Source organism: Spiroplasma endosymbiont of Polydrusus pterygomalis (assembly GCF_964030635.1).
Classification (GTDB): Bacteria; Bacillota_I; Bacilli_A; order Mycoplasmatales; family Mycoplasmataceae; genus Spiroplasma.
In genome coordinates this window covers 1,166,628-1,186,929 of sequence record NZ_OZ034909.1, presented here as the reverse complement: position 1 = coordinate 1,186,929, position 20,302 = coordinate 1,166,628, and the positions used below count along the sequence as shown (strand labels likewise).

General features: G+C 26.2%; 20 protein-coding genes, 1 other RNA gene and 2 pseudogenes. 11 read left to right on the top strand and 12 right to left on the bottom strand.

Going from position 1 to position 20,302, the window contains the following annotated elements; genetic code table 4:
• Positions 1 to 15 precede the first annotated feature (15 nt).
• Positions 16 to 669 (top strand): hypothetical protein, encoded by a 654-nt coding sequence (locus ACQH23_RS07735; protein WP_425377871.1) that lies wholly within the window; start codon positions 16 to 18, stop codon positions 667 to 669.
• Positions 670 to 756: 87 nt separating this feature from the next.
• Positions 757 to 1,089: a hypothetical protein gene (locus ACQH23_RS07730; RefSeq protein ID WP_425377870.1), complete on the top strand. Its 333-nt coding sequence runs from the start codon at positions 757 to 759 to the stop codon at positions 1,087 to 1,089.
• Positions 1,090 to 1,402: 313 nt separating this feature from the next.
• Here ACQH23_RS07730 and ACQH23_RS07725 read toward each other — a convergent pair whose 3' ends face one another.
• The 3 genes from ACQH23_RS07725 to ACQH23_RS07715 all read right to left on the bottom strand — a co-directional run bounded on the left by ACQH23_RS07725 (position 1,403) and on the right by ACQH23_RS07715 (position 6,400).
• The gene (locus ACQH23_RS07725; RefSeq protein WP_425377869.1) at positions 1,403 to 1,915 is read right to left on the bottom strand and encodes an adenine phosphoribosyltransferase; all 513 of its coding nucleotides are present in this window, start codon (positions 1,913 to 1,915) and stop codon (positions 1,403 to 1,405) included.
• A 25-nt stretch (positions 1,916 to 1,940) separates the two neighbouring features.
• Positions 1,941 to 5,126, bottom strand: a complete 3,186-nt coding sequence (locus ACQH23_RS07720; protein WP_425377868.1) for a protein translocase SecDF, variant type — start codon at positions 5,124 to 5,126, stop codon at positions 1,941 to 1,943.
• Positions 5,127 to 5,836: 710 nt separating this feature from the next.
• Positions 5,837 to 6,400 carry an inorganic diphosphatase gene (locus ACQH23_RS07715; RefSeq protein ID WP_425377867.1) on the bottom strand — a complete coding sequence of 188 codons (564 nt, stop codon included), beginning with the start codon at positions 6,398 to 6,400 and terminating at the stop codon, positions 5,837 to 5,839.
• 704 nt (positions 6,401 to 7,104) lie between these two features.
• On the opposite strand from ACQH23_RS07715, the pseudogene ACQH23_RS07710 reads away from it, so the two are divergent.
• Both ACQH23_RS07710 and ACQH23_RS07705 read left to right on the top strand, forming a co-directional pair.
• Positions 7,105 to 7,933: pseudogene (locus ACQH23_RS07710) on the top strand (IS5 family transposase).
• Positions 7,934 to 8,350: 417 nt separating this feature from the next.
• Positions 8,351 to 8,599: a hypothetical protein gene (locus ACQH23_RS07705; RefSeq protein WP_425377866.1), complete on the top strand. Its 249-nt coding sequence runs from the start codon at positions 8,351 to 8,353 to the stop codon at positions 8,597 to 8,599.
• A gap of 9 nt (positions 8,600 to 8,608) precedes the next feature.
• On the opposite strand, the gene ACQH23_RS07700 is transcribed toward ACQH23_RS07705, so the two are convergent.
• Positions 8,609 to 9,301 carry a DDE-type integrase/transposase/recombinase gene (locus ACQH23_RS07700; RefSeq protein WP_425377865.1) on the bottom strand — a complete coding sequence of 231 codons (693 nt, stop codon included), beginning with the start codon at positions 9,299 to 9,301 and terminating at the stop codon, positions 8,609 to 8,611.
• A gap of 61 nt (positions 9,302 to 9,362) precedes the next feature.
• On the opposite strand from ACQH23_RS07700, the gene ACQH23_RS07695 reads away from it, so the two are divergent.
• The 5 genes from ACQH23_RS07695 (at position 9,363) to ACQH23_RS07675 (ending at position 13,186) form a co-directional block, all read left to right on the top strand.
• Positions 9,363 to 10,166 (top strand): DDE-type integrase/transposase/recombinase, encoded by an 804-nt coding sequence (locus ACQH23_RS07695; RefSeq protein ID WP_425377864.1) that lies wholly within the window; start codon positions 9,363 to 9,365, stop codon positions 10,164 to 10,166.
• 421 nt (positions 10,167 to 10,587) lie between these two features.
• On the top strand, positions 10,588 to 11,163 hold the full coding sequence (gene coaE, locus ACQH23_RS07690; protein WP_425377863.1) for a dephospho-CoA kinase: 576 nt from the start codon (positions 10,588 to 10,590) through the stop codon (positions 11,161 to 11,163).
• The gene (locus tag ACQH23_RS07685; RefSeq protein ID WP_425377862.1) at positions 11,163 to 11,891 is read left to right on the top strand and encodes an RsmE family RNA methyltransferase; all 729 of its coding nucleotides are present in this window, start codon (positions 11,163 to 11,165) and stop codon (positions 11,889 to 11,891) included. Before coaE ends, ACQH23_RS07685 begins: the two co-directional genes overlap by 1 nt.
• 12 nt (positions 11,892 to 11,903) lie before the next feature.
• Positions 11,904 to 12,479 carry a hypothetical protein gene (locus tag ACQH23_RS07680; protein WP_425377861.1) on the top strand — a complete coding sequence of 192 codons (576 nt, stop codon included), beginning with the start codon at positions 11,904 to 11,906 and terminating at the stop codon, positions 12,477 to 12,479.
• 44 nt (positions 12,480 to 12,523) lie between these two features.
• A complete protein-coding gene (locus tag ACQH23_RS07675; protein WP_425377860.1) occupies positions 12,524 to 13,186 on the top strand; it encodes a lipoprotein in 663 nt (220 codons plus the stop codon).
• 143 nt (positions 13,187 to 13,329) lie between these two features.
• On the opposite strand, the gene ACQH23_RS07670 is transcribed toward ACQH23_RS07675, so the two are convergent.
• The 5 genes from ACQH23_RS07670 to rpsT all read right to left on the bottom strand — a co-directional run bounded on the left by ACQH23_RS07670 (position 13,330) and on the right by rpsT (position 16,610).
• The gene (locus ACQH23_RS07670; protein WP_425377859.1) at positions 13,330 to 13,965 is read right to left on the bottom strand and encodes a transposase; all 636 of its coding nucleotides are present in this window, start codon (positions 13,963 to 13,965) and stop codon (positions 13,330 to 13,332) included.
• 248 nt (positions 13,966 to 14,213) lie between these two features.
• Positions 14,214 to 15,164, bottom strand: a complete 951-nt coding sequence (locus ACQH23_RS07665) for an IS30 family transposase (RefSeq protein ID WP_425377858.1) — start codon at positions 15,162 to 15,164, stop codon at positions 14,214 to 14,216.
• Between the two features lie 79 nt (positions 15,165 to 15,243).
• On the bottom strand, positions 15,244 to 15,369 hold the full coding sequence (locus tag ACQH23_RS07660; RefSeq protein WP_425377857.1) for a hypothetical protein: 126 nt from the start codon (positions 15,367 to 15,369) through the stop codon (positions 15,244 to 15,246).
• Positions 15,370 to 15,487: 118 nt separating this feature from the next.
• An RNA gene (gene rnpB / locus ACQH23_RS07655) (RNase P RNA component class B) lies at positions 15,488 to 15,857 on the bottom strand.
• A gap of 501 nt (positions 15,858 to 16,358) precedes the next feature.
• Positions 16,359 to 16,610: a 30S ribosomal protein S20 gene (rpsT, locus tag ACQH23_RS07650; protein ID WP_425377856.1), complete on the bottom strand. Its 252-nt coding sequence runs from the start codon at positions 16,608 to 16,610 to the stop codon at positions 16,359 to 16,361.
• Positions 16,611 to 16,789: 179 nt separating this feature from the next.
• Here rpsT and ACQH23_RS07645 point away from each other — a divergent pair, with 179 nt between their 5' ends.
• Complete coding sequence (locus tag ACQH23_RS07645; protein WP_425377855.1) at positions 16,790 to 17,659, top strand: ISNCY family transposase; 870 nt, start codon at positions 16,790 to 16,792, stop codon at positions 17,657 to 17,659.
• Positions 17,660 to 17,762: 103 nt separating this feature from the next.
• Here ACQH23_RS07645 and ACQH23_RS07640 read toward each other — a convergent pair whose 3' ends face one another.
• The 3 genes and pseudogenes from ACQH23_RS07640 to ACQH23_RS07630 all read right to left on the bottom strand — a co-directional run bounded on the left by ACQH23_RS07640 (position 17,763) and on the right by ACQH23_RS07630 (position 18,883).
• Positions 17,763 to 18,359: a DDE-type integrase/transposase/recombinase gene (locus tag ACQH23_RS07640; protein ID WP_425377854.1), complete on the bottom strand. Its 597-nt coding sequence runs from the start codon at positions 18,357 to 18,359 to the stop codon at positions 17,763 to 17,765.
• A gap of 21 nt (positions 18,360 to 18,380) precedes the next feature.
• Positions 18,381 to 18,446, bottom strand: a pseudogene (locus ACQH23_RS07635) (hypothetical protein); the annotation flags it as partial.
• 173 nt (positions 18,447 to 18,619) lie between these two features.
• Positions 18,620 to 18,883: a hypothetical protein gene (locus ACQH23_RS07630; RefSeq protein WP_425377853.1), complete on the bottom strand. Its 264-nt coding sequence runs from the start codon at positions 18,881 to 18,883 to the stop codon at positions 18,620 to 18,622.
• Between the two features lie 449 nt (positions 18,884 to 19,332).
• On the opposite strand from ACQH23_RS07630, the gene ACQH23_RS07625 reads away from it, so the two are divergent.
• The gene (locus ACQH23_RS07625; RefSeq protein ID WP_425377852.1) at positions 19,333 to 20,190 is read left to right on the top strand and encodes a bifunctional 5,10-methylenetetrahydrofolate dehydrogenase/5,10-methenyltetrahydrofolate cyclohydrolase; all 858 of its coding nucleotides are present in this window, start codon (positions 19,333 to 19,335) and stop codon (positions 20,188 to 20,190) included.
• Positions 20,191 to 20,302 lie beyond the last annotated feature (112 nt).

Below are 20,302 nucleotides of genomic sequence, written 5' to 3'. Positions count from 1 at the left end.
AAAGGAATTTAATTAGTGAAACAAGATAAAACAACTTGGTTAAAGGGTGCCTTACCTTGAAATTGATTTAAAAAAGACCCTATTCCGACTTATAATTGAAATCATAAAGATATTAGAGAATGAGAAAGAAAATATAAAATTCGTAGTTTAGTAGTTAGTTTTTATACATTAATATTTTTAGCATTAAATTGTTGGTTAGAATATGGAATGATTGATGCAATTAAAGTAAAAATTGATTGATATAATTATGGTCAATATTGAGGTAATGGCATCGCTATTTTATTAACACCTTTATTTACCCATGGAATTCAGGGTATATTTGTTGCTAGTAGTAAACCAAAAGTAGATATGAAAATTGATATTCCACGATTAAAAGTTTCTAAAATGGGATTAGTATTTACAATTTTACCTTTAATTACTTTAATAATTTCTTTAATTATTATTTTAATTGATAAATCAAAATGAAAAAAAGACCATTTAAGACATTGTTTAGATTGTCGGATTAATTCTCGTGTTATTCAACCAAGAATAGCAAAACAATGAAATAATTTAGATGGTATAACAGAAGAAATATTTAAAAATATACAAAACGAAAATATTAAAAAACAAAAACAAGAAGAAAATAACAAAAAATTAAATATAAATAATAATTATGAAACTAATAAGTAAATTTTATTAAAATAGACTATATATAGGGGTGGTAGATATTTTGGGTGGTTATATAGCTTAATTTATAAATTATTTTGTTCTGAAAGAATGGATGGCCACTGTTTGAGTAAGGATAAGAAAGGAAGCAAAAATATGAATGAAACATTAATGATTGCTTTACTTGTGTTAGCTGGTGCTGGTGGAATGGGTAGTCTTGGTATTCTTGGATTATCTGATAAAAAAGTTAAAAAATATAAAGCAGAAATTAGAGAATTAAGAACGGCTGTTATTGCCCATGAAAAACATTTACGAGGGCCTGATTATGCAACAGAATTAGCCCTTAAAAAAGGTCAAATTAAAAATGTTAAAAAACAAGTTAAAGTAAACGATAAAAAACAAGCACAAAAAGATGCTATTAGAAAACTAACAAATAGTATTTAAAAAAATAACCAATTAAGGTTGCAATGTTTCTCCTAACTTTATATATTAATAATAATCTAGAAAAATTTTTATTTATATATCTCAGTTAAAAGAAACATTGCACTAAAGAATTGTTTTTTGCCGCTTCATCGTACAGGACGCCTTATTATAGTTATATCGCGTTTAACATTAATATTCAATCATTTTAATTTTGTCGAAAACTCTTGATACTTTAATAAAACCTTTATTTTATTAGGTTTTTGATAAAATGTATTTTTTTCAAATATCCATATTTTATAATGGTTTTTGACTTTATCAAGAATTTTCGACAAAATTAAAATTCAATCAGGGTTTTAATTGGATATGAAACTAAACCTTTTTTTCCATTTAAATATGTTAAATCAATCACAAACGCTAATCCAACGACGATTGCTTTTTCTTGCGTTACAAGTTGGTACATTGCACGAGCTGTTCCTCCTGATGCTAAAACATCATCGACAATTAACACGCGGTCATTGGGTTGTAAATCACCCGCATGAATTTCTAATTGATTAGCCGAATATTCATAACTATATTTCACATTAATAACTTGTCGTGGTAACTTCCCGGCCTTTCGAACAGGAATAAAACGCAAGTTAATAGCATAGCTAACAGCGGGACCAAAGAGAAAGCCACGCGCCTCAGGGGCAATAATAACAGTTGCTTTTTGAGCCAACGCATAGGCTGCTAATTGATCAATCACTGTTTTAAAAGCAGCCGCATTATTTAACAACGGCGTAATATCACGAAAAATGACACCTGGTTCGGGATAATTAGGAATATCAACAATAAATTTTTTTAGGTCCATTTTTAAAAATTCCTTTCTTGGTTAATTAATCATTAATGCCAATGACAATTTGTTCATCAACTTCAACACGTTGTGAATCTAAGTAATTTTTAACACGGATTTTATTTAAAGCACGATATTTTTCTAATGCTAGTCAAATTGGAATTGCAACAAATAATGTTGCGAACATTCCCATAATTAAGCCAATTAAAACAACAACATTAAAGCCAAATCATGTTCCTGAAAAAGCCGCTAAGATAATTAATAAGACTGCAAACATAATTCCTAAAGTTAGACAATGTTGTAACATTTGTTTAATTGTAACATTGGCAACTTTTTGTAAAAAGTTATGTTCATAATTATAAATTCGAAACTCTTTGCGAATTTCTCGAATTATTTTATTATTTTTACTTTTAATATCTTTTGCTATCATTTGAATACGGTGCAATTGATCATGATATTTTTTTTTCAATTCTTTTAATTTTAAATCAGGATGTTTTAATGCTAATTTTTTTAATTTCTCTTGATAATAAACTTTATGCGCACGACGTAATCGCTTCATTTGGGCACGATGTTCTGACATATAGGCAAAAAATGTTTCATACTCTCGAATATTAATTGCTTTTTTATTTTGTTTCGCACGGACCATCACCATTGTCCCAAAGGCAATGGCAAAACCAAATATTGTTAAAAAAGCAATTGACATTTCAAAGGTAATTAAAATATGCGTAATAATGGCAATAGCAATTGTAACAATTAAGGTAAAGACAGCAGCTAACACCATCCCAACAAATTGAGCTCAATCTAAACGGAATAAAGTATAAACAAAAATACATGCTAAGCCAATTGCTAAACTAATGGCCGCCACTTTTAAAATATAACCCTCCATAACTGGATTCGTTTGTTGTAAGGACAACGTCGTGTCCTCCGGGCTTGCGCTATAGAATGTTGCAATAATTGCTTTTAATTCTCGTTCATAAGTTCCTTTGGTAATATTTGTACTAACAACTAAAATACGACTACTTGCACCACTTTCTTGTTTCTTAATAATATAAATATTAAAACTAAAACTATAATTTTTGGTTTGACGGAAATTATCTATATGAGTTTTTAACTTTTCAATAGCTATTTCATCGGGAACTCGTTCAGATTCATTAGTTCCTCATAATTCCTCACTAATCATAATATTAATCCCTGGTTTAATTGAATTAGCAATATTAGCTTTTTCTGCAAAACCAATTGCCAAGGCAACGATTAATAAAATAATTCCAATAATTGAGGTTCATTTTGTAATATTATAAAATGTTCATTTACCATGCTTTACCTTTTTATTTTTTTTACCTTCTGTTATTAAGATTGGTTCTATTGTTTCAACAGTTGGTGTCGGCTCTCCTTCTGAACTAGGAGCCATTGTTTCATTTAAAGCCGTTATTTTCGATGGCAAGGCGGCTGCTGGGGTTGCACGTTTTTTCAATAGGAATGTTCATAATGAAAAGCGTGAAACATCTAATCAATGATATTTCTCTTGTCAATGTAACTTAATTACAATTCAGTACATTAAACGGGCAACAGCAAAGACCATAATAATAGCAATAATTAAGCCCACTAATAAAATTGTGGCAAAAGATTTAATATTATTAGTTCCTGTTCAAAATAGAGATAATCCTAAAATCATTAAAACAACTAAAGCATCAACAAACACCGCGATTGTTTGTTTATTGGCAATTTTCATCGCCGGTTCAAACGGAATATTATTCTCATAACGTTCCCGTTTATAACGAGAGAAGAAGAGTAAGTTTCCTTCTAATGATAAACCAAAGGCAATAATTAAGGCCGCAATACTTTCTGGGGAAATTTCGACCTTTAATAACGATGAGAAATACAAGGTTGCAATAATTGTAAATAATAACGTTAAAACAGCAATTAAACCAAATAAACGATAATAAATTAATAAAACAGTAAAGATAGCTAAGACTAATACGCCTAAAATAATCATTGAAATTTTAAAAATATTGCCTGACACAGCAGGTGGAACAAAACGGTATCCATGAATAACAAATTCTAAACCACTTAATCCACCATTAATTAAATTACTAATTTGGCGGGCTTCTGTTTCAGTTGATGTTAAAATTTGGTTTGAATTTTCAGCTGCCCCTGTGCCACTTTTAATTGAAGTTCAATTAATAATGTGTTGTTTATATGTTTCAGTTAAAGTCTTATCATACCCAATAATTGTTTGTAATTGTAGGCGTAACGGGTCAATGTACTCATTTGTTGTTGCCGCTTTATCATTTGGGTCAATTAATAATTGACTTTGGAGTACTGTGGTAAAGCGAAAACGAGCATCTTCCATTCATTCTCTAATTTGTAAAATTGGTACACCAAACTTATCTAATAAGTTTCCTGATTGCATTTGAGCAGAACTTTGATCATAATATTCCATATCAAAAATTTTATTAATTTTTGTTCAATCACTTGAAGAAACACTACTTTTAATCTCACTATTAAATAAGGTTTGAATTGATGACATATTATCAATATCATGGCGTAAATCATCAATCATTTGGTCAATATCAGTTCAAATATATAATGGCTGTGATTGACCCCCTCGTTCTGACGGTTTTAAACCATTAATAATACTATCTCATTTTTGTTGATCTTTAATTTGTAAAGTAATAATTGGTCGACGGGTTTGGTCAACTCCTGTTGTTGAACTAGAAATAACATCACTTAATGGTGTTCGTTCTTTTGTACCATTATTATCACTAACTAATAAGTCATTTCCTTTACTATCAGCAAAATAAATTGCTCCTAAGCGTTGAATTGCTTTGCTCAAGTCATTGTAAGATTTAAACATATCTTTTCCAACAACAACTTCGACTGAATTGCGGCCTAATGTTTGCAAATACAAGTTTTGGTTTGATAATGGATCTAATTTATTTCGTAATAATTCTAATCCCTTCTTACTGTCACCATTGGGCATATCAGGATCAGGAACATAATTAGAAGCTCTTTTATCAAAAACATTAACTTGAACTTGATAACCTCCTGAATAAGCAATCCCTGCTCGATATGAATAATGAAAACCATCCGCTGAAAAAAGAACCCCAACAATCATTGCCACAACTAAAACAATTAATATTCCAATCCGAATAATTAATCGAGAAATTGCTTTTCTATCTTTTGGTTCTCTAATTTTTTTAACTTGTTCTTTTTTTCCCACTTTTGACACCACTATTCTACTTTTCAACGTTCCTTCATATATTGTACACTATTTAATATCTAATATAATATTATTATTCCTTTAATTTTGTATAAAAATCTTGATAAAGCTTTAATAAAGCTTTAATTTTGTCGAAAACTCTTGATAAAGTCAAAAAAATCATCAATATGACAATTTGAAAACGAATTTGGTGGAAGATTATTATTGTTCTTTAACTTTTTTAGATGTTAAAATATAATACCGTTGCTTGTTGGTTTGGTGTTAAACCTTTGTGTTGGTATTTTCAATTTTCAGAGATTTAAATAATTTTGAATGTTAGTAAAACCTAAAACATGTAGAAACCACATACATTTTGTTACATTTTTAAAAATTTTATTTTATTAATATTTTAAATAAGGAGTTGAAATTATGCAAACGGAGCAATATTTAATTTTGCGGTCGTTAGTTAAAAGTAGGGTAAAGATATTGTTATTAATACTGTCAATAAGATTGCAAATGATATTGAAATTAAAAAGTAAAAGAATAAATTATTTCGCGTAATTTATTAGCGGATAATTTATTCAATAGATTTCTTGCGATACCTGATTATTTATGCTTAAAAAGCAATTAAAATTTTTAAAAATGCTTATTTTAAAGTTTAATTGCTTTTTAAGCATAAATAATCAGGTATCGCAAGAAGTCTAATAAAGTATCCCAAATATATTTACAATTCAGGTTTTTTAAACTTGACCTAATCCTTCTTCTTTTCAAATTTTTATCACAGCGTCTTTGCCTTTAGTATCTAAAATATCTTTATATTTTAAATAACGGTCTTGACATTCTTTAATTTCTTTTAAAGCTTGGTCTAAGCCACTTCAACCGTTAATTTTAATTTCTTTTTTTTGTAAAGCTTTATATTGTAAAAAGAAGTTTTCAATTTCATCGCGAATAGCTTGTGGTACATCTTCTAAAGTTTGAATATGATTAAAACGAGGGTCATCGGCAACAACAGCCATTAATTTTGTGTCAATTTCCCCATTATCAATCATATTAATTGTTCCTAAAATTCGAACATTAATTTGACAACCTGGTACAGTTGGATAAGTGATTAATGAAATCACATCAAGCGGATCCCCATCTCAATCTAATGTATTTTCAATAAAACCATATTCGCCAGGATAAAAGTTAGCACCATATAACACTCGATCTAATATGATTCGTTCCGTTTTAAAATCATATTCGTATTTATTACTAGATCCTTTTGGGATTTCAACAACAATTGGTAAAACATTATTTTTCCTCATTATTTTTTCTTCCTTTCATTAATTCTCTAATTATTAATATAGCATAGAAAATAAGATAATGTTATGCCTTTTGCCGCCTTTTCTAATAAAAATAATTTTTAATTTAAATTTTATTATACCTGAATTGTAAATTATTTGGGATACTTTATTGAATATTTTGTATTAAATCCAATGGATTTTTATAATTGGCGTTGTGTAGATACAAACGGCAAATTTATATCTTGTTAAATTAATAATAAAATATTTTTAATAAATTGCAACTTTAATTTTGTCAAAAACTCTTGATAAAATAGAAAAAATCATCAATATGACAATTTGAAAACGAATTTGGTGGAAGATTATTATTGTTCTTTAACTTTTTTAGATGTTAAAATATAATACCGTTGCTTGTTGGTTTGGTGTTAAATCTTTGTGTTGGTATTTTCATTTTCAGAGATTTAAATAATTTTGAATGTTAGTAAAACCTAAAACATGATAATGAATTAAGGCTTCTTTAAGACTTGCTTGTAATTTACTAATTTTATTTAATTTTCGATAACTGGCATCAGGATTTATCCTAGTTTTAGTGGCATATAAAGTAGAACTTGTTTGTTTTGCTACTAATAAATATAATAGACTTATTGCGATACCGGCTTTTCTTATTAAGAATATTTCTATAAAATATAATTAAAAATAAAAAATATAAATTAGGCGGGTATAAAACTATTAAAAATGATAACTTTAAACTTCTTAATGATAAAGAATTATTACGATTAACAGGAATAAAACAAAATACTTTTAATAAAATGTTAGATATTTTAAAAGAAGCCGAGTTAAAAAAATTTAAAAAAGGCGGAAAAGCTAATAAATTATCATTAGAAAATCGTTTATTAATGACTTTATCATATTGAAGAGAATACCGCACTTATTTTCATCTTGGCAAAAGTTTTGGCATTAGTGAGAGTAATTATTATCGTAATATCAAATGAATTGAAAACACTTTAATTAAACACCCTGACTTTAAACAACTTGATGAGCAAAAAACATTAATAAATAAATATTTTAATGATAAAACAATTATTATTGATACAACCGAAACAGCCATCCAACGCCCAAAAAAAGACAAAAAAAATACTATTCCGGAAAAAAGAAAAAGCATACTATCAAAACACAAATAATCCTCGAAAAAGAAAGCAAAACTATTATTGCAACAAATTTTGCTTGTGGTAAAACCGATGATTTTCGTTTATTTAAAGAAGCAAAAATACCGCTTTTAAAAGCTAGCAAAGTAATATTTGATACAGGTTATCAAGGCTTGCGAAAAATGCATCGGAATGTTTTGATTCCGCATAAAAAAACAAAGCAAAAAACTTTAAACAACGAACAAAAACAGCATAATAAACTAATTTCACAAATGAGAATCGTTATTTAAATGTTTTTGCTATCCTTAAAAAATTTAAAATTATTACTGAAAAATATCGCAATCGTAGAAAAATATTTGCTTTAAGATTTAATTTAATTGCTTCAATCTATAATTTTCAATTGTTATTATAAATAAGACAAGAAGTTGAATGAAAATTAACTTTAAATAATAAAATCATTTTTTGTTGTGCCAAAATAACGCATCGCTTATAAAGACTATAAGAATTAAATTAATAAGAGGTATAAATTCCTATTTGTATTTTTTCTTTATGAATTAATCTGCAATGATTATCATAGTATCGCAAGAAGTATAATAAAGTTGTCCTAAATATATTTACAATTTAGGAAATATTAAATTTATATTTTATTTATTTAGAACTAAATTAAAATGAAGAGGAAAGAAAATGAAAAAGTTATTAGCTTTTTTAGGATCTGTTTCAATAATTGGGGTTAAGCGCTATATCTACGACAGCATGTGCTGCTAAACAAAACGATGCATCGCTTGAAACTATTAAACGAGAATTAGAACAATATGCTGAAGTACCATTTTTGGCTTCATCATCAATTATAACAAACGAACAATTATCTGAAGAGTTAGGAAATCGCCTTACTTTAGCAAATTATAAATTAGTGATTAAAAATAATGAAACATTTGTTCAACCAAAAATTGTCGGTGGTAATGAACAATCTAATACATTAGCTATTGCAGAACAGCAAGAAGCCAAAGGCGATTTGAAAATTGTTAATGGGACTGCTAGCGTTAGTGTTTTAGACTGCACCCTGTTTAGTAAGTATTAATAAAAAGGTTTACAAACTTTCATTTATTATATCTTTTTCTTTTTGGTTTGAATATCATTTATTTCATTTTTTAACATCATTAATATATTCATTATTAGATTTATAATTTTTATTATGGATTGTTCCTTTTTTAAGTAATGAATGAAAACTTTCAATAATAATGTTGTCTGCACAATGATAATTTTTACCCATTGAAATTATAATTTTGTTATCTAAACATTTACTATAATAATCTTTAGATGTATATTGATATCCGTGATCTGAATGAATTATTGTTTTATTTAGCTCTTTTTTTATTTTTTTAATTTTATTAATTGCAGCATTTAAATTATCAATTACAAGTTTGTTATTATTAAATTTTGATCATTTTACATCAATAATTTCTTTAGTATATCCATCAATTATTGTTGATTGATAATGTTTTTTACCATTTCAAATTAAATAAGTTACATCAGTAAATAAAATTGAAAATCTTTCTTTAATATCATTAAAATTACGATTTACTAAATCAGGATATTTAATTATATTTTTATTTCTATTTTGTTTTGCCAAATTGTAAAAGTCATGAAGATTTTTTAGTAATTCATACATAACTTTGTAATAGTTTAAATCTCTTTTTTCAAATGATTCTTTTGGACCTTTATTGGTGTTTAAAATTCCTTTCTTAAAATTTTCATACCATGAAGCAATAGTAGACTGCACCCAAAAAAGTAAGTAAAGAAAAAAAGTCTTTGCTAAACTTTTAAAGGAGGTGCATTTTTATATGGCAAGAAAAGGACAAAAATTTAATAAATATACAGCAGATTTTCGAAAAAGGATAGGACAAGAGGTTAAAAATAATAGTATAAGTTTTATTGCAAAAAAATATGCAATTAATAAAAAAACTGTTGCTTCATGGTATGAAAATTTTAAGAAAGGAATTTTAAACACCAATAAAGGTCCAAAAGAATCATTTGAAAAAAGAGATTTAAACTATTACAAAGTTAGGTATGAATTACTAAAAAATCTTCATGACTTTTACAATTTGGCAAAACAAAATAGAAATAAAAATATAATTAAATATCCTGATTTAGTAAATCGTAATTTTAATGATATTAAAGAAAGATTTTCAATTTTATTTACTGATGTAACTTATTTAATTTGAAATGGTAAAAAACATTATCAATCAACAATAATTGATGGATATACTAAAGAAATTATTGATGTAAAATGATCAAAATTTAATAATAACAAACTTGTAATTGATAATTTAAATGCTGCAATTAATAAAATTAAAAAAATAAAAAAAGAGCTAAATAAAACAATAATTCATTCAGATCACGGATATCAATATACATCTAAAGATTATAATAGTAAATGTTTAGATAACAAAATTATAATTTCAATGGGTAAAAATTATCATTGTGCAGACAACATTATTATTGAAAGTTTTCATTCATTACTTAAAAAAGGAACAATCCATAATAAAAATTATAAATCTAATAATGAATATATTAATGATGTTAAAAAATGAAATAAATGATATTCAAACCAAAAAGAAAAAGATATAATAAATGAAAGTTTGTAAACCTTTTTATTAATACTTACTAAACGGGGTGCAGTCTACTTTTTTTAGCTCAATACTTACGAGTTTATCAAACTTTAAGTCATGCTTTACGGGGATTATTTGGTTTAGCATGAATCATTTTCTTTTTTCAAAAAGTTTTGAAAAACAGACCTTAATTATAATAGACTTCTTGCGATACTAACAAAAATAAAAAAATTACAAATTAAAAAAATTAAATTAAACTTTAAAATAATCATTTTTAAAAATTTTAATTGCTTTTTAAGCATAAATAATAAGATGCCGCAAGAAGTATATTTTTTTATTATACAGCAATGGAGACAATGGCTGTTGATGAGGCTATTTTTGATGTTATTATTGCAGAAAATTTATTAAATTTAAATTAAGTTTTTAACAAGCGATATTTTGAAAGGAACCAAATATAATGATTATTGGTGTTTATGGTTATATTGGCGCTGGAAAAACAAGCGCATGTGAATATTTGCAAAATAAATATCATTTTACTTATTTAAATGCGGATAAAATTGCCAAAGAAATTGTTCAAGAACCAGCAGTTTTGACTTTTTTAGAAGAAACTTTTCCCGGGATAGTTCATAATGAGATTCTTGACCGTGACTTGTTACGAACAATTATTTTTACTGATGCAGTTGCTAATAATAAATTAAATAATTATTTGTGGCCAAAGATTAATCAAAAAATTACGACAATTATTGATAATCATCCAGACCAAAATTTTTTAGTTGAATCAATTGGGTTGAACACATTAGACCTTGCTTTTAAAGCAAAAATATTTATTACAACTAGCGAAGAAATAATTATTGATCGGATTAACACTCGTGATCAGCAAACAGCGGCGCAAACAAAACAATTGTTAAAAATTCAAGCAACTTTTTTTGAACAAATGAAACTAGATTATAAAATAATAACTAACAAATCATTGATAGAACTATATCAGAGATTAGATGAAATAATGAATGAAATATTAGGAGATGAACAATAATGCATCGTTTTGTAGCCAAGAATTTAGAAGATAATTATTTTAGTTTAGCTGAAGATGATGTTAAACAAATTAAACAAGTTTTGCGTTTAAGAAATTTAAGAAATCAAGAACAAATTATTTGTATTTATAATGGTGAACATTATTTAACAACCTTAAAAGTGCAATCACCCCAAAAGTATTTATTTAAATTAATTACAAAATTAAATCAGAATCATGAGAGCCCCATTAAAGTTCGTTTAATTGCTGGATTAATTCGAAATACAAAATGAGATTATTTGTTACAAAAAGCAACAGAATTAGGGGTTAATGAAATAATTCCCTTTCAGTTTAGCCGTTGTGTGGTAAAATTAAAAGGTGAAAATAATGTTAAGAAGATAGAACGTTGGACAAAAATTTGTAAAGAAGCGACAGAGCAATCTTATCGGAATCAAGTGCCATTGGTTCATAATGTTGAAAGTGACTTAAAAGTTTTGCAAAAATATCAAAGTGATATTAATCTTGTTTGTTATGAAAAAATTGCCAAAACTGTTTCGGCAAAAGAATTTTTACAACAAGATTTTAAAACAATTACAATTGTAATTGGACCAGAAGGGGGCTTTACCCCATCGGAAATTGCCGTTTTATCTTCATATCGTTATCATCCCGTTTCATTAGGAGAACGGATTCTACGAGCAGAAACAGCACCAGTTGCTCTTTTGGCAATGATTATGTATGAAAAGGAATTATAGGAGAAGGCAAAGATGACAAAAGTAGTATCGATTAAAGCACTAGTTAGTGTTGCAAATATAATTTTATATACCGCACTAGTATTAATTTTTCTAATTTTAGGCTTACAAAAATGACATATCCCAGCCGTGACAGGTTATAAAATTGGTTATGTTTTAATCGGATTTGCCGTTATTATTTTTATTATTTATTATTTAATTCGTATTCATGAGTTAAAAAAGACCCCATTTCAATTATTACGAAAACATATTATTTTTATGCAATTTTTTTATATTGGCCAATACTTAATTTTTGCCATTAGTTTATTTTTTTTAATTTTAGCTAATACAAAAGTTTTAAATCCATCGCAAATTTGTGTTTTCTGATATGTTTGATTTCCAACAGTCTTTATTGGGACAATTTCTTGCTCAGTATCAGAATCAATTGTTCGTGTTGAAGAACGGATTTTTATTGTTAAGAAAAATTGACAATATTCAGAACAATGAGAAAAAGAGGAAGCAGCAGCGAAAAATGGTCTGAAAGAGGGAAATGAAGGCCAAGCAAAAAAAGGCGAAAATCCTTTCTTTGATGATGATAAAAATCCTAATTAGTTTATAATTAATAAAAAGGATAAGTAATAACGAAAGATTGAAAAATGAAAAAAATATTAAGTTTATTGGGAGCATTTACCCTAACGGGAACTATTGTGCCAAGTGTCGTGGCTTGTATACCTCCACGAAATAGCGGTGGCAGCAATATTATTGGCTATAAATTAGATTTAAATTTATTTGCTTTTGATAAAATTGGAAGTAAATTTAAGTTAAGAAAAGATAATGTGATTGTTAATGATGAAATTAGTTTAGAAGCCATAATTACAAAGGGAGTTCAAAATTTATCATCAGTATTTTTACCTTGAAATGAAGTTTATGCTACGCTTCAATTGCCAACAGAAAACATGACTTTTAAACAAGTATATATGAAAATGGTTGCAAAAGCTGATGCAAAATCAATGAAAGGATCAGTAATGTGAGGGGATTTAGAAGCAAAACCAACAACAACCTATGTTGATTTGCGCCCAACTTTAAAAGAATGATTATCATTATCATCGCAAACATTAAAAGTTAAAAACTATTATGAATTAGATACCGCAGCCACTGCTGCTTTAGGAGGAGCTGCGTTTAAACAAACTGATTTAGCCGGCCTTAAATTAAAAGGAGAATATAATGCAGAAACAAAAGAATATACAGTTTCAGTTCTACCTGGAGAGAGTAACCTTTTTCAAACAAGTGATATTTCTTTTAAGATTGATATGCAATAAATAATTTACCAACTATTTAACAAAAATGAAAGGTACTTTTAATTTTATCGAAAAATCTTGATGAAATAAAAAAAATCATCAATATGACAATTTGAAAACGAATTTGGTGGAAGATTATTATTGTTCTTTAACTTTTTTAGATGTTAAAATATAATACCGTTGCTTGTTGGTTTGGTGTTAAACCTTTGTGTTGGTATTTTCAATTTTCAGAGATTTAAATAATTTTGAATGTTAGTAAAACCTAAACCATGATAATGAATTAAGGCTTCTTTAAGACTTGTTTGTAATTTACTAATTTTATTTAATTTTCGATAACTGGCATCAGGATTTGTCCTAGTTTTAGTGGCATATAAAGTAGAACTTGTTTGTTTTGCTACTAATAAATATAATGGTTGCATATCAGAAATAATAATGGAATTTTTGTTAATTAATTTTGTATTCATATTTTCAATAATTCACTGTTTTTGTAATCGTTTGGTATTAGTGGATTGAACAAAAATATTATTATTAGTATCAACTGCCATTTGAATACAATATTTACTGTTAGTGGAAAATGGATCAAGATGAGTTTTTCGTTTATCAAAATTATCTTTAAAATTACCTTTATGGATTTCTTTAATAAATGTTTCATTGATTTGTATTTGGCCATTTAATTTTTTAAATTTTAATTGATTATTTTCTAATTGTTTTGATTGCATTAATTTTTGACGATTATATCAAGATGTTTTGGGTGTTGTTTTAATAAAACGGGAAATTACTTTACTAGATTGTCCTAGCAATGAAATTTGAATTAATAAATTTCATTGTTCATAATTTAAATGACTTCAATAAGTAAAATGATGACGAAAAGCATCAAAACTATCCCGACATTTTTTGTATAAATATTTTTGTTTTCCTTCGGGATTATGGCCATTTTTAACACAATGATAAGATTTGCAATTAGGGTATTTAATACCTTTATCTCTAAATTTTTGATTAATTTCATTTAAGCGTTTTTGTTTTTGCCAAATTGTAAAGTTAAGTGCAACTAAATTATTTTTCTAACCAAATATTCGATTGGCGAAAGATAATTTAGTATTTTTCTTGGTCTTTGGTTTAAAGACAATATAAATTTATGAACTGCATTTTTAGTAGTATTTGAAAAATTAAATTTTTTAGGAAATTTTTCTCTAATTAAACCATTAGTATTTTCATTAGTACCTCTTTGTCAGGGTGAATATGCATTAGCAAAATAAATTTTCACATTTAAATTTTTTTCAAGTTGTTGTCAATTAGCAAATTCTTTACCACGATCAAATGTTATAGTCTTAACAAGATTATTTGGAAGAATTGATAAATAATGGCTAATATTTTCGTTAATAACTTTAGTAGTTCTATTTTCAACTAATATTGCTAAAGTAAATATTGATGTTCTTTCAACTAAAGTTATTAAACATGATTTACTTTTACCTCGTGATGATACTACGGTATCACCTTCTCAATGACCAAGAGTTACGCGATTATTAACATTAGCATTTCGTTCTTTAATTGATTTACCATTAAATTTACCCCGATTTTCTTGATATTTTCGTTTCTTACCTTTTCTTCTTAAATTTTTATTAGTAACTTTTTCAAGTAATCCAGAATAAATTCAATTGTAAATTGTTTTAAAACTAATAATTCATTCTTTATGAAAATTTTTAATTCTGCCATAAATTTGTTTGGGTGATCAACCTAATAATAATTTTTGTTGTACATATTTTACTAATTCTCTATTTTTAAACTTATGAAAATAAATATGTGATTGTTTTCTATTTTCTGCTTTATTTTGTGCAATTAATGAAAAATAATGATTATTATCTTTATTTCTATTAACTTCTCGAATAATAGTACTAATACTTCGATTAAGATTTTTAGCTATTTCACTAATTTTTATTTTAAACTTCAATTGATTCTCAATATAAATTCTTTCATCTATGCCAAGATGTTTATATCCCATATAAAAACTCCTTGCTTTATTTTTTCTAAAATAAACTTAGCATCATAAAATTTTTATATGAGATTTTTTGCAATTTTATTTACTTGCACTTACAAGTATAATTCAGATTTTTAATTAATTCTGCTTCTTTTTTAACTTTTTCATAAAATTCTAAAAATTGATCATTTGTTAAACTATTTATTAATTCTGCAAGTATTTTTTCCATCAATTATTTACCTCTCTTTATATTAAAAATATACCTAATTTTAGATATATTTTATAAATATCAAGATTTTTCGACAAAATTAAAGGATTAATATCTATTTTTATTAACAAAGTTACAACATCATAACCCACGTTCTGTTTTTATTTTCTTAAAATAAAATACTAGTTATTTATCTATCAATCATTAAATTGATCCTCTTGTTTCTTCTGCTTAAAAAAAAGAATTTCCCTTACCAAAATTTAGGTTTCTCGCTTGTGGGGTTTACCCGTTCCATTTTTTAAATTTCTTTAAAAACTCGTTTCTGTGGCACTTTTATAGAAAAAACTCCATATTATTTAATAATAACGTAGGATTTTTTTCAGCCGTCATAAGTTACCCTTATGCCTAATTTTATGAATTAAATTAGCACAAACACTACAATCATCACAGACTGTGCGAGCGTGGAGTTTCCTCTATTAACAAAATGTTAATAGCAACTAGCTCTGTTATAACTCATAATTATTATACTATATCTTCGCTGTAGAAACCACACACTGGCATGATATAACTCCTTTCATAAATTAAAAAATTGAAATTTGCAAACTCGCTCCGCTCGTTGTCTCTTTGCTCCATTAAAAACATTATTGAATAAATTATCCGCTAATAAATTACGCGAAATAATTTATTCTTTTACTTTTTAATTTCAATATCATTTGCAATTTTATTGACAGTATTAATAACAATATCTTTACCGTACTCTTTAACTAACGACCGTGAATTCGAATATTGCTTTTTTTGCATAATTTAAACTCCTTATTTAAAATATTAATAAAATCAATTTTTTAAAAATGTAAATACCAAAAGTACAAAATGTATATGGTTTTTACAATATTTTATAAACATCAAGAGTTTTCGACAAAATTAAAGATTAAAAATAAAAAAATTCATAATTAGTTATGAATTTTTTTATTTTTAATACACTTATTGTCTTTGTTGAAAAGGATTTAAAATTAGTGTGCTTTAAGCATTAATTTACTTTTAACACGAGCGGCTTTATTAGCATGATAAATTCTTTTAGTAACTGCTTTGTCAACTAAACTAATTGCAGTATTAACTAATTCTGGTGTGTTTGTTTCTTGAGCGTTAATTGCAATTTCAGCTTTTTTAATTGCTGTTTTTACTGATGATTTAAAAGATTTATTTGCTAAATTAGCTTTTGCATTAGTTTTAACTCTTTTAATTTGTGATTTAATATTAGCCATTTTTTATCTCCTTTCGTCTTTTAAGACACAAAGGAATTATAGCAAATAGATAAAATAGTGTAAAGAAGAATGCACCCCGTTTGTCCTTATCTTGTGATAATTTCGTAATAGTTATCTAGCAAAAATTTCGCAACCATTTAAAATTAAAAATGGTGATAACAATGGAAAGAAAAATAACAATGAAAGAACAACATAAATACAAAACAATTGAAAAAATTATTAACAATAAAATATCAAAGCAAAGAGCTGCAAATATTTTACACTTATCAATTCGTCGCATTGAACAACTTATAAAACTTTATGATCCACAAAATAGTCAATCATTTGCTCACCATTCTCGTGGAAGGATAGCTCACAATAAAACAAATCCACAAATTTGTGAAAAGATTATAAATTTATATAAAACTAAATATATTGGCTTTAATTTTACTCATTTCAAAGAAAAATTAATCGAAAATGAAGGAATAAATATTTCATATTCAGTTTTATACAAATTAATGTCCTTAAATCAAATTAAAACACCTCGAAAGCAAAAAATAAAGAAAAAAGATAAAACCCACCCTTTAAGAGAACGTCGAAAATGTTTCGGCGAACTATTACAAGCTGATGCCAGTGAATATCATTGATTAGGACCAAATGGTCCAAAATGATTTTTACATGGCGCAATTGATGATACAACAAATACGGTTGTTGGATTATATTTTGCTTATCAAGAAACATTACAAGGTTATTATAATGTTTTACATAAAATTTTACGAAATTATGGAATTCCCATGAAATTTTATACCGATAAACGAACAATCTTTACATACCAAAAAAGTAGTGATAAAACCGAAGAAAAAGACACCTTTACTCAATTCAGCCGATGCTGTGATGAATTAAGTGTCGAAATCATAACTACTTCAATTCCCCAAGCAAAGGGACGAATTAAACGTTTATGAGGCGCTCTACAAGATCGCTTGAAAAATGAATTAATTCTCGCAGGAGTAACCACTATTGAAGAAGCAAATACATTCTTAAAAGAATTTATAACCAAATTCAATAAATAATTTGCCATTCCTATTGATTATAATAATTCTGTCTTTGTTGACGCTCCTAATAATGACAAAATTTTTAGACTGCACCCTGTTTAGTAAGTATTAATAAAAAGGTTTACAAACTTTCATTTATTATATCTTTTTCTTTTTGGTTTGAATATCATTTATTTCATTTTTTAACATCATTAATATATTCATTATGAGATTTATAATTTTTATTATGGATTGTTCCTTTTTTAAGTAATGAATGAAAACTTTCAATAATAATGTTGTCTGCACAATGATAATTTTTACCCATTGAAATTATAATTTTGTTATCTAAACATTTACTATTATAATCTTTAGATGTATATTGATATCCGTGATCTGAATGAATTATTGTTTTATTTAGCTCTTTTTTTATTTTTTTAATTTTATTAATTGCAGCATTTAAATTATCAATTACAAGTTTGTTATTATTAAATTTTGATCATTTTACATCAATAATTTCTTTAGTATATCCATCAATTATTGTTGATTGATAATTTTTTTTACCATTTCAAATTAAATAAGTTACATCAGTAAATAAAATTGAAAATCTTTCTTTAATATCATTAAAATTACGATTTACTAAATCAGGATATTTAATGATATTTTTATTTCTATTTTGTTTTATTAATATTTTTCTACGCATACGCTTTACATATTCAGCTTGAATATTATTTTCTTTCATAATTCGTAATACTTTCTTAGCATTATAAACAATGCCATAATCTTCTTTTAAATATTTGGTAATTCGACGATAACCAAATTGTTTTAAATTTTCTTCATAGACTTTTACAATATTTTTTAATGATTCGCTATCCTTACCATTACTTGAATAATTTTTATATTTATCTCAATAACTACGCTTTAAATCTGTTATATCAAGTAATAAATTTAGTGGATATTTATTAAGGTTTTCTTTGATAAAAAATACAATTTTTCTTTTATTTAATTGTAAAAGTCATGAAGCTTTTTTAGTAATTCATACCTAACTTTGTAATAGTTTAAATCTCTTTTTTTAAATGATTCTTTTGGACCTTTATTGGTGTTTAAAATTCCTTTCTTAAAATTTTCATACCATGAAGCAAAAGTTTTTTTATTAATTGCATATTTTTTTGCAATAAAACTTATACTATTATTTTTAACCTCTTGTCCTATCCTTTTTCGAAAATCTGCTGTATATTTATTAAATTTTTGTTCTTTTCTTGCCATATAAAAATGCACCTCCTTTAAAAGTTTAGCAAAGACTTTTTTTCTTTACTTACTTTTTTGGGTGCAGTCTATTTGTAAAGATTTATAAGATATTTAATAAATGTGTAAACAACTTTAAGTTAACGAAAAAGTTGTAATAAAAAGTTTCTATTTTAAGAATTTAAGATGCTGTCCTTTCTCTGAATCAATAAATAATTTGGTTTTGGAAATAAAAAAACAACCCTTTTTATTTAACAAGAGTTGTTTTTTGCCGCTTCATCGTACATGATACATTTATAGAAATATTCTTAATAAGAAAAACCGGTATCGCAAGAAGTCTATTGATGATTTTTTTGACTTTATCAAGAGTTTTCGATAAAATTAAAGAAATATTGCATTTAATTTTCTAACCCTTTCAGATAAAATTATTCATATAAAAGTATTTTAGCATAGAAAAGAGTGAAAATTTGATGGATAAAGCAAAAATAATTGATGGAAAAATGGTTAGTGAATTAATTAAAACAAAAGTTACGGCACAAGTTTCAAAAATAAAAGCAGCAGAACAAAGAATTCCTGTCTTAACTATTATTCAAATTGGTAATCATAAAGCAAGTAGTACTTACATTAAAAATAAAAAAATTGCTTGTGAAAAAGTTGGCATTAATTGTAATGTTTTAAATTATCTCGATACTATCTCTGAAGCAGAATTAATTAAAATTATTGATGAATTGAACAATAATGCAGAGATTGACGCTATTCTTGTTCAACTTCCTTTATCAGAGCATATTAATAGTGAAAAGATTATTAATACAATTGCAACAAAAAAAGATGTTGATGGTTTCACACCCAAAATATTGGGAAATTTAATGCTTGGTCATTATAATCTATTACCAGGAACACCCAAAGGAATTATGGCTCTGTTCAAACACTATCAAATTCAATTATTTGGGCAACATGCTGTCATTATTGGCCGTAGTAATATTGTTGGAAAACCTCTTGCTAATCTCTTAATAAATGCCTCAGCAACAGTAACAGTTTGTCATTCACAAACAAAGAATTTAACTACTTTAACAAAGCAAGCTGATATTTTAATTTCTGCAGTTGGAAAAGCAAAATTTGTAACAGCATCAATGATTAAAGAAAATGCTATTGTTATTGATGTTGGTATTAATTGGGATGAACATAATAATTTATGTGGCGATGTTGATTTTGAAAATGTTTTACCAAAAGTAAAAATGATTACCCCCGTCCCTGGTGGGGTTGGGCCAATGACAATTGCCTCATTATTAGAAAATATCTTATATCTTTACCATATAAATCAAACTTAAAGTTAAAATAAAAAAACTGGTAAGACTGCACCCTGCAATGTTTCTTTTAACTGAGATATATAAATAAAAATTTTTCTAGATTATTATTAATATATAAAGTTATGAGAAACAT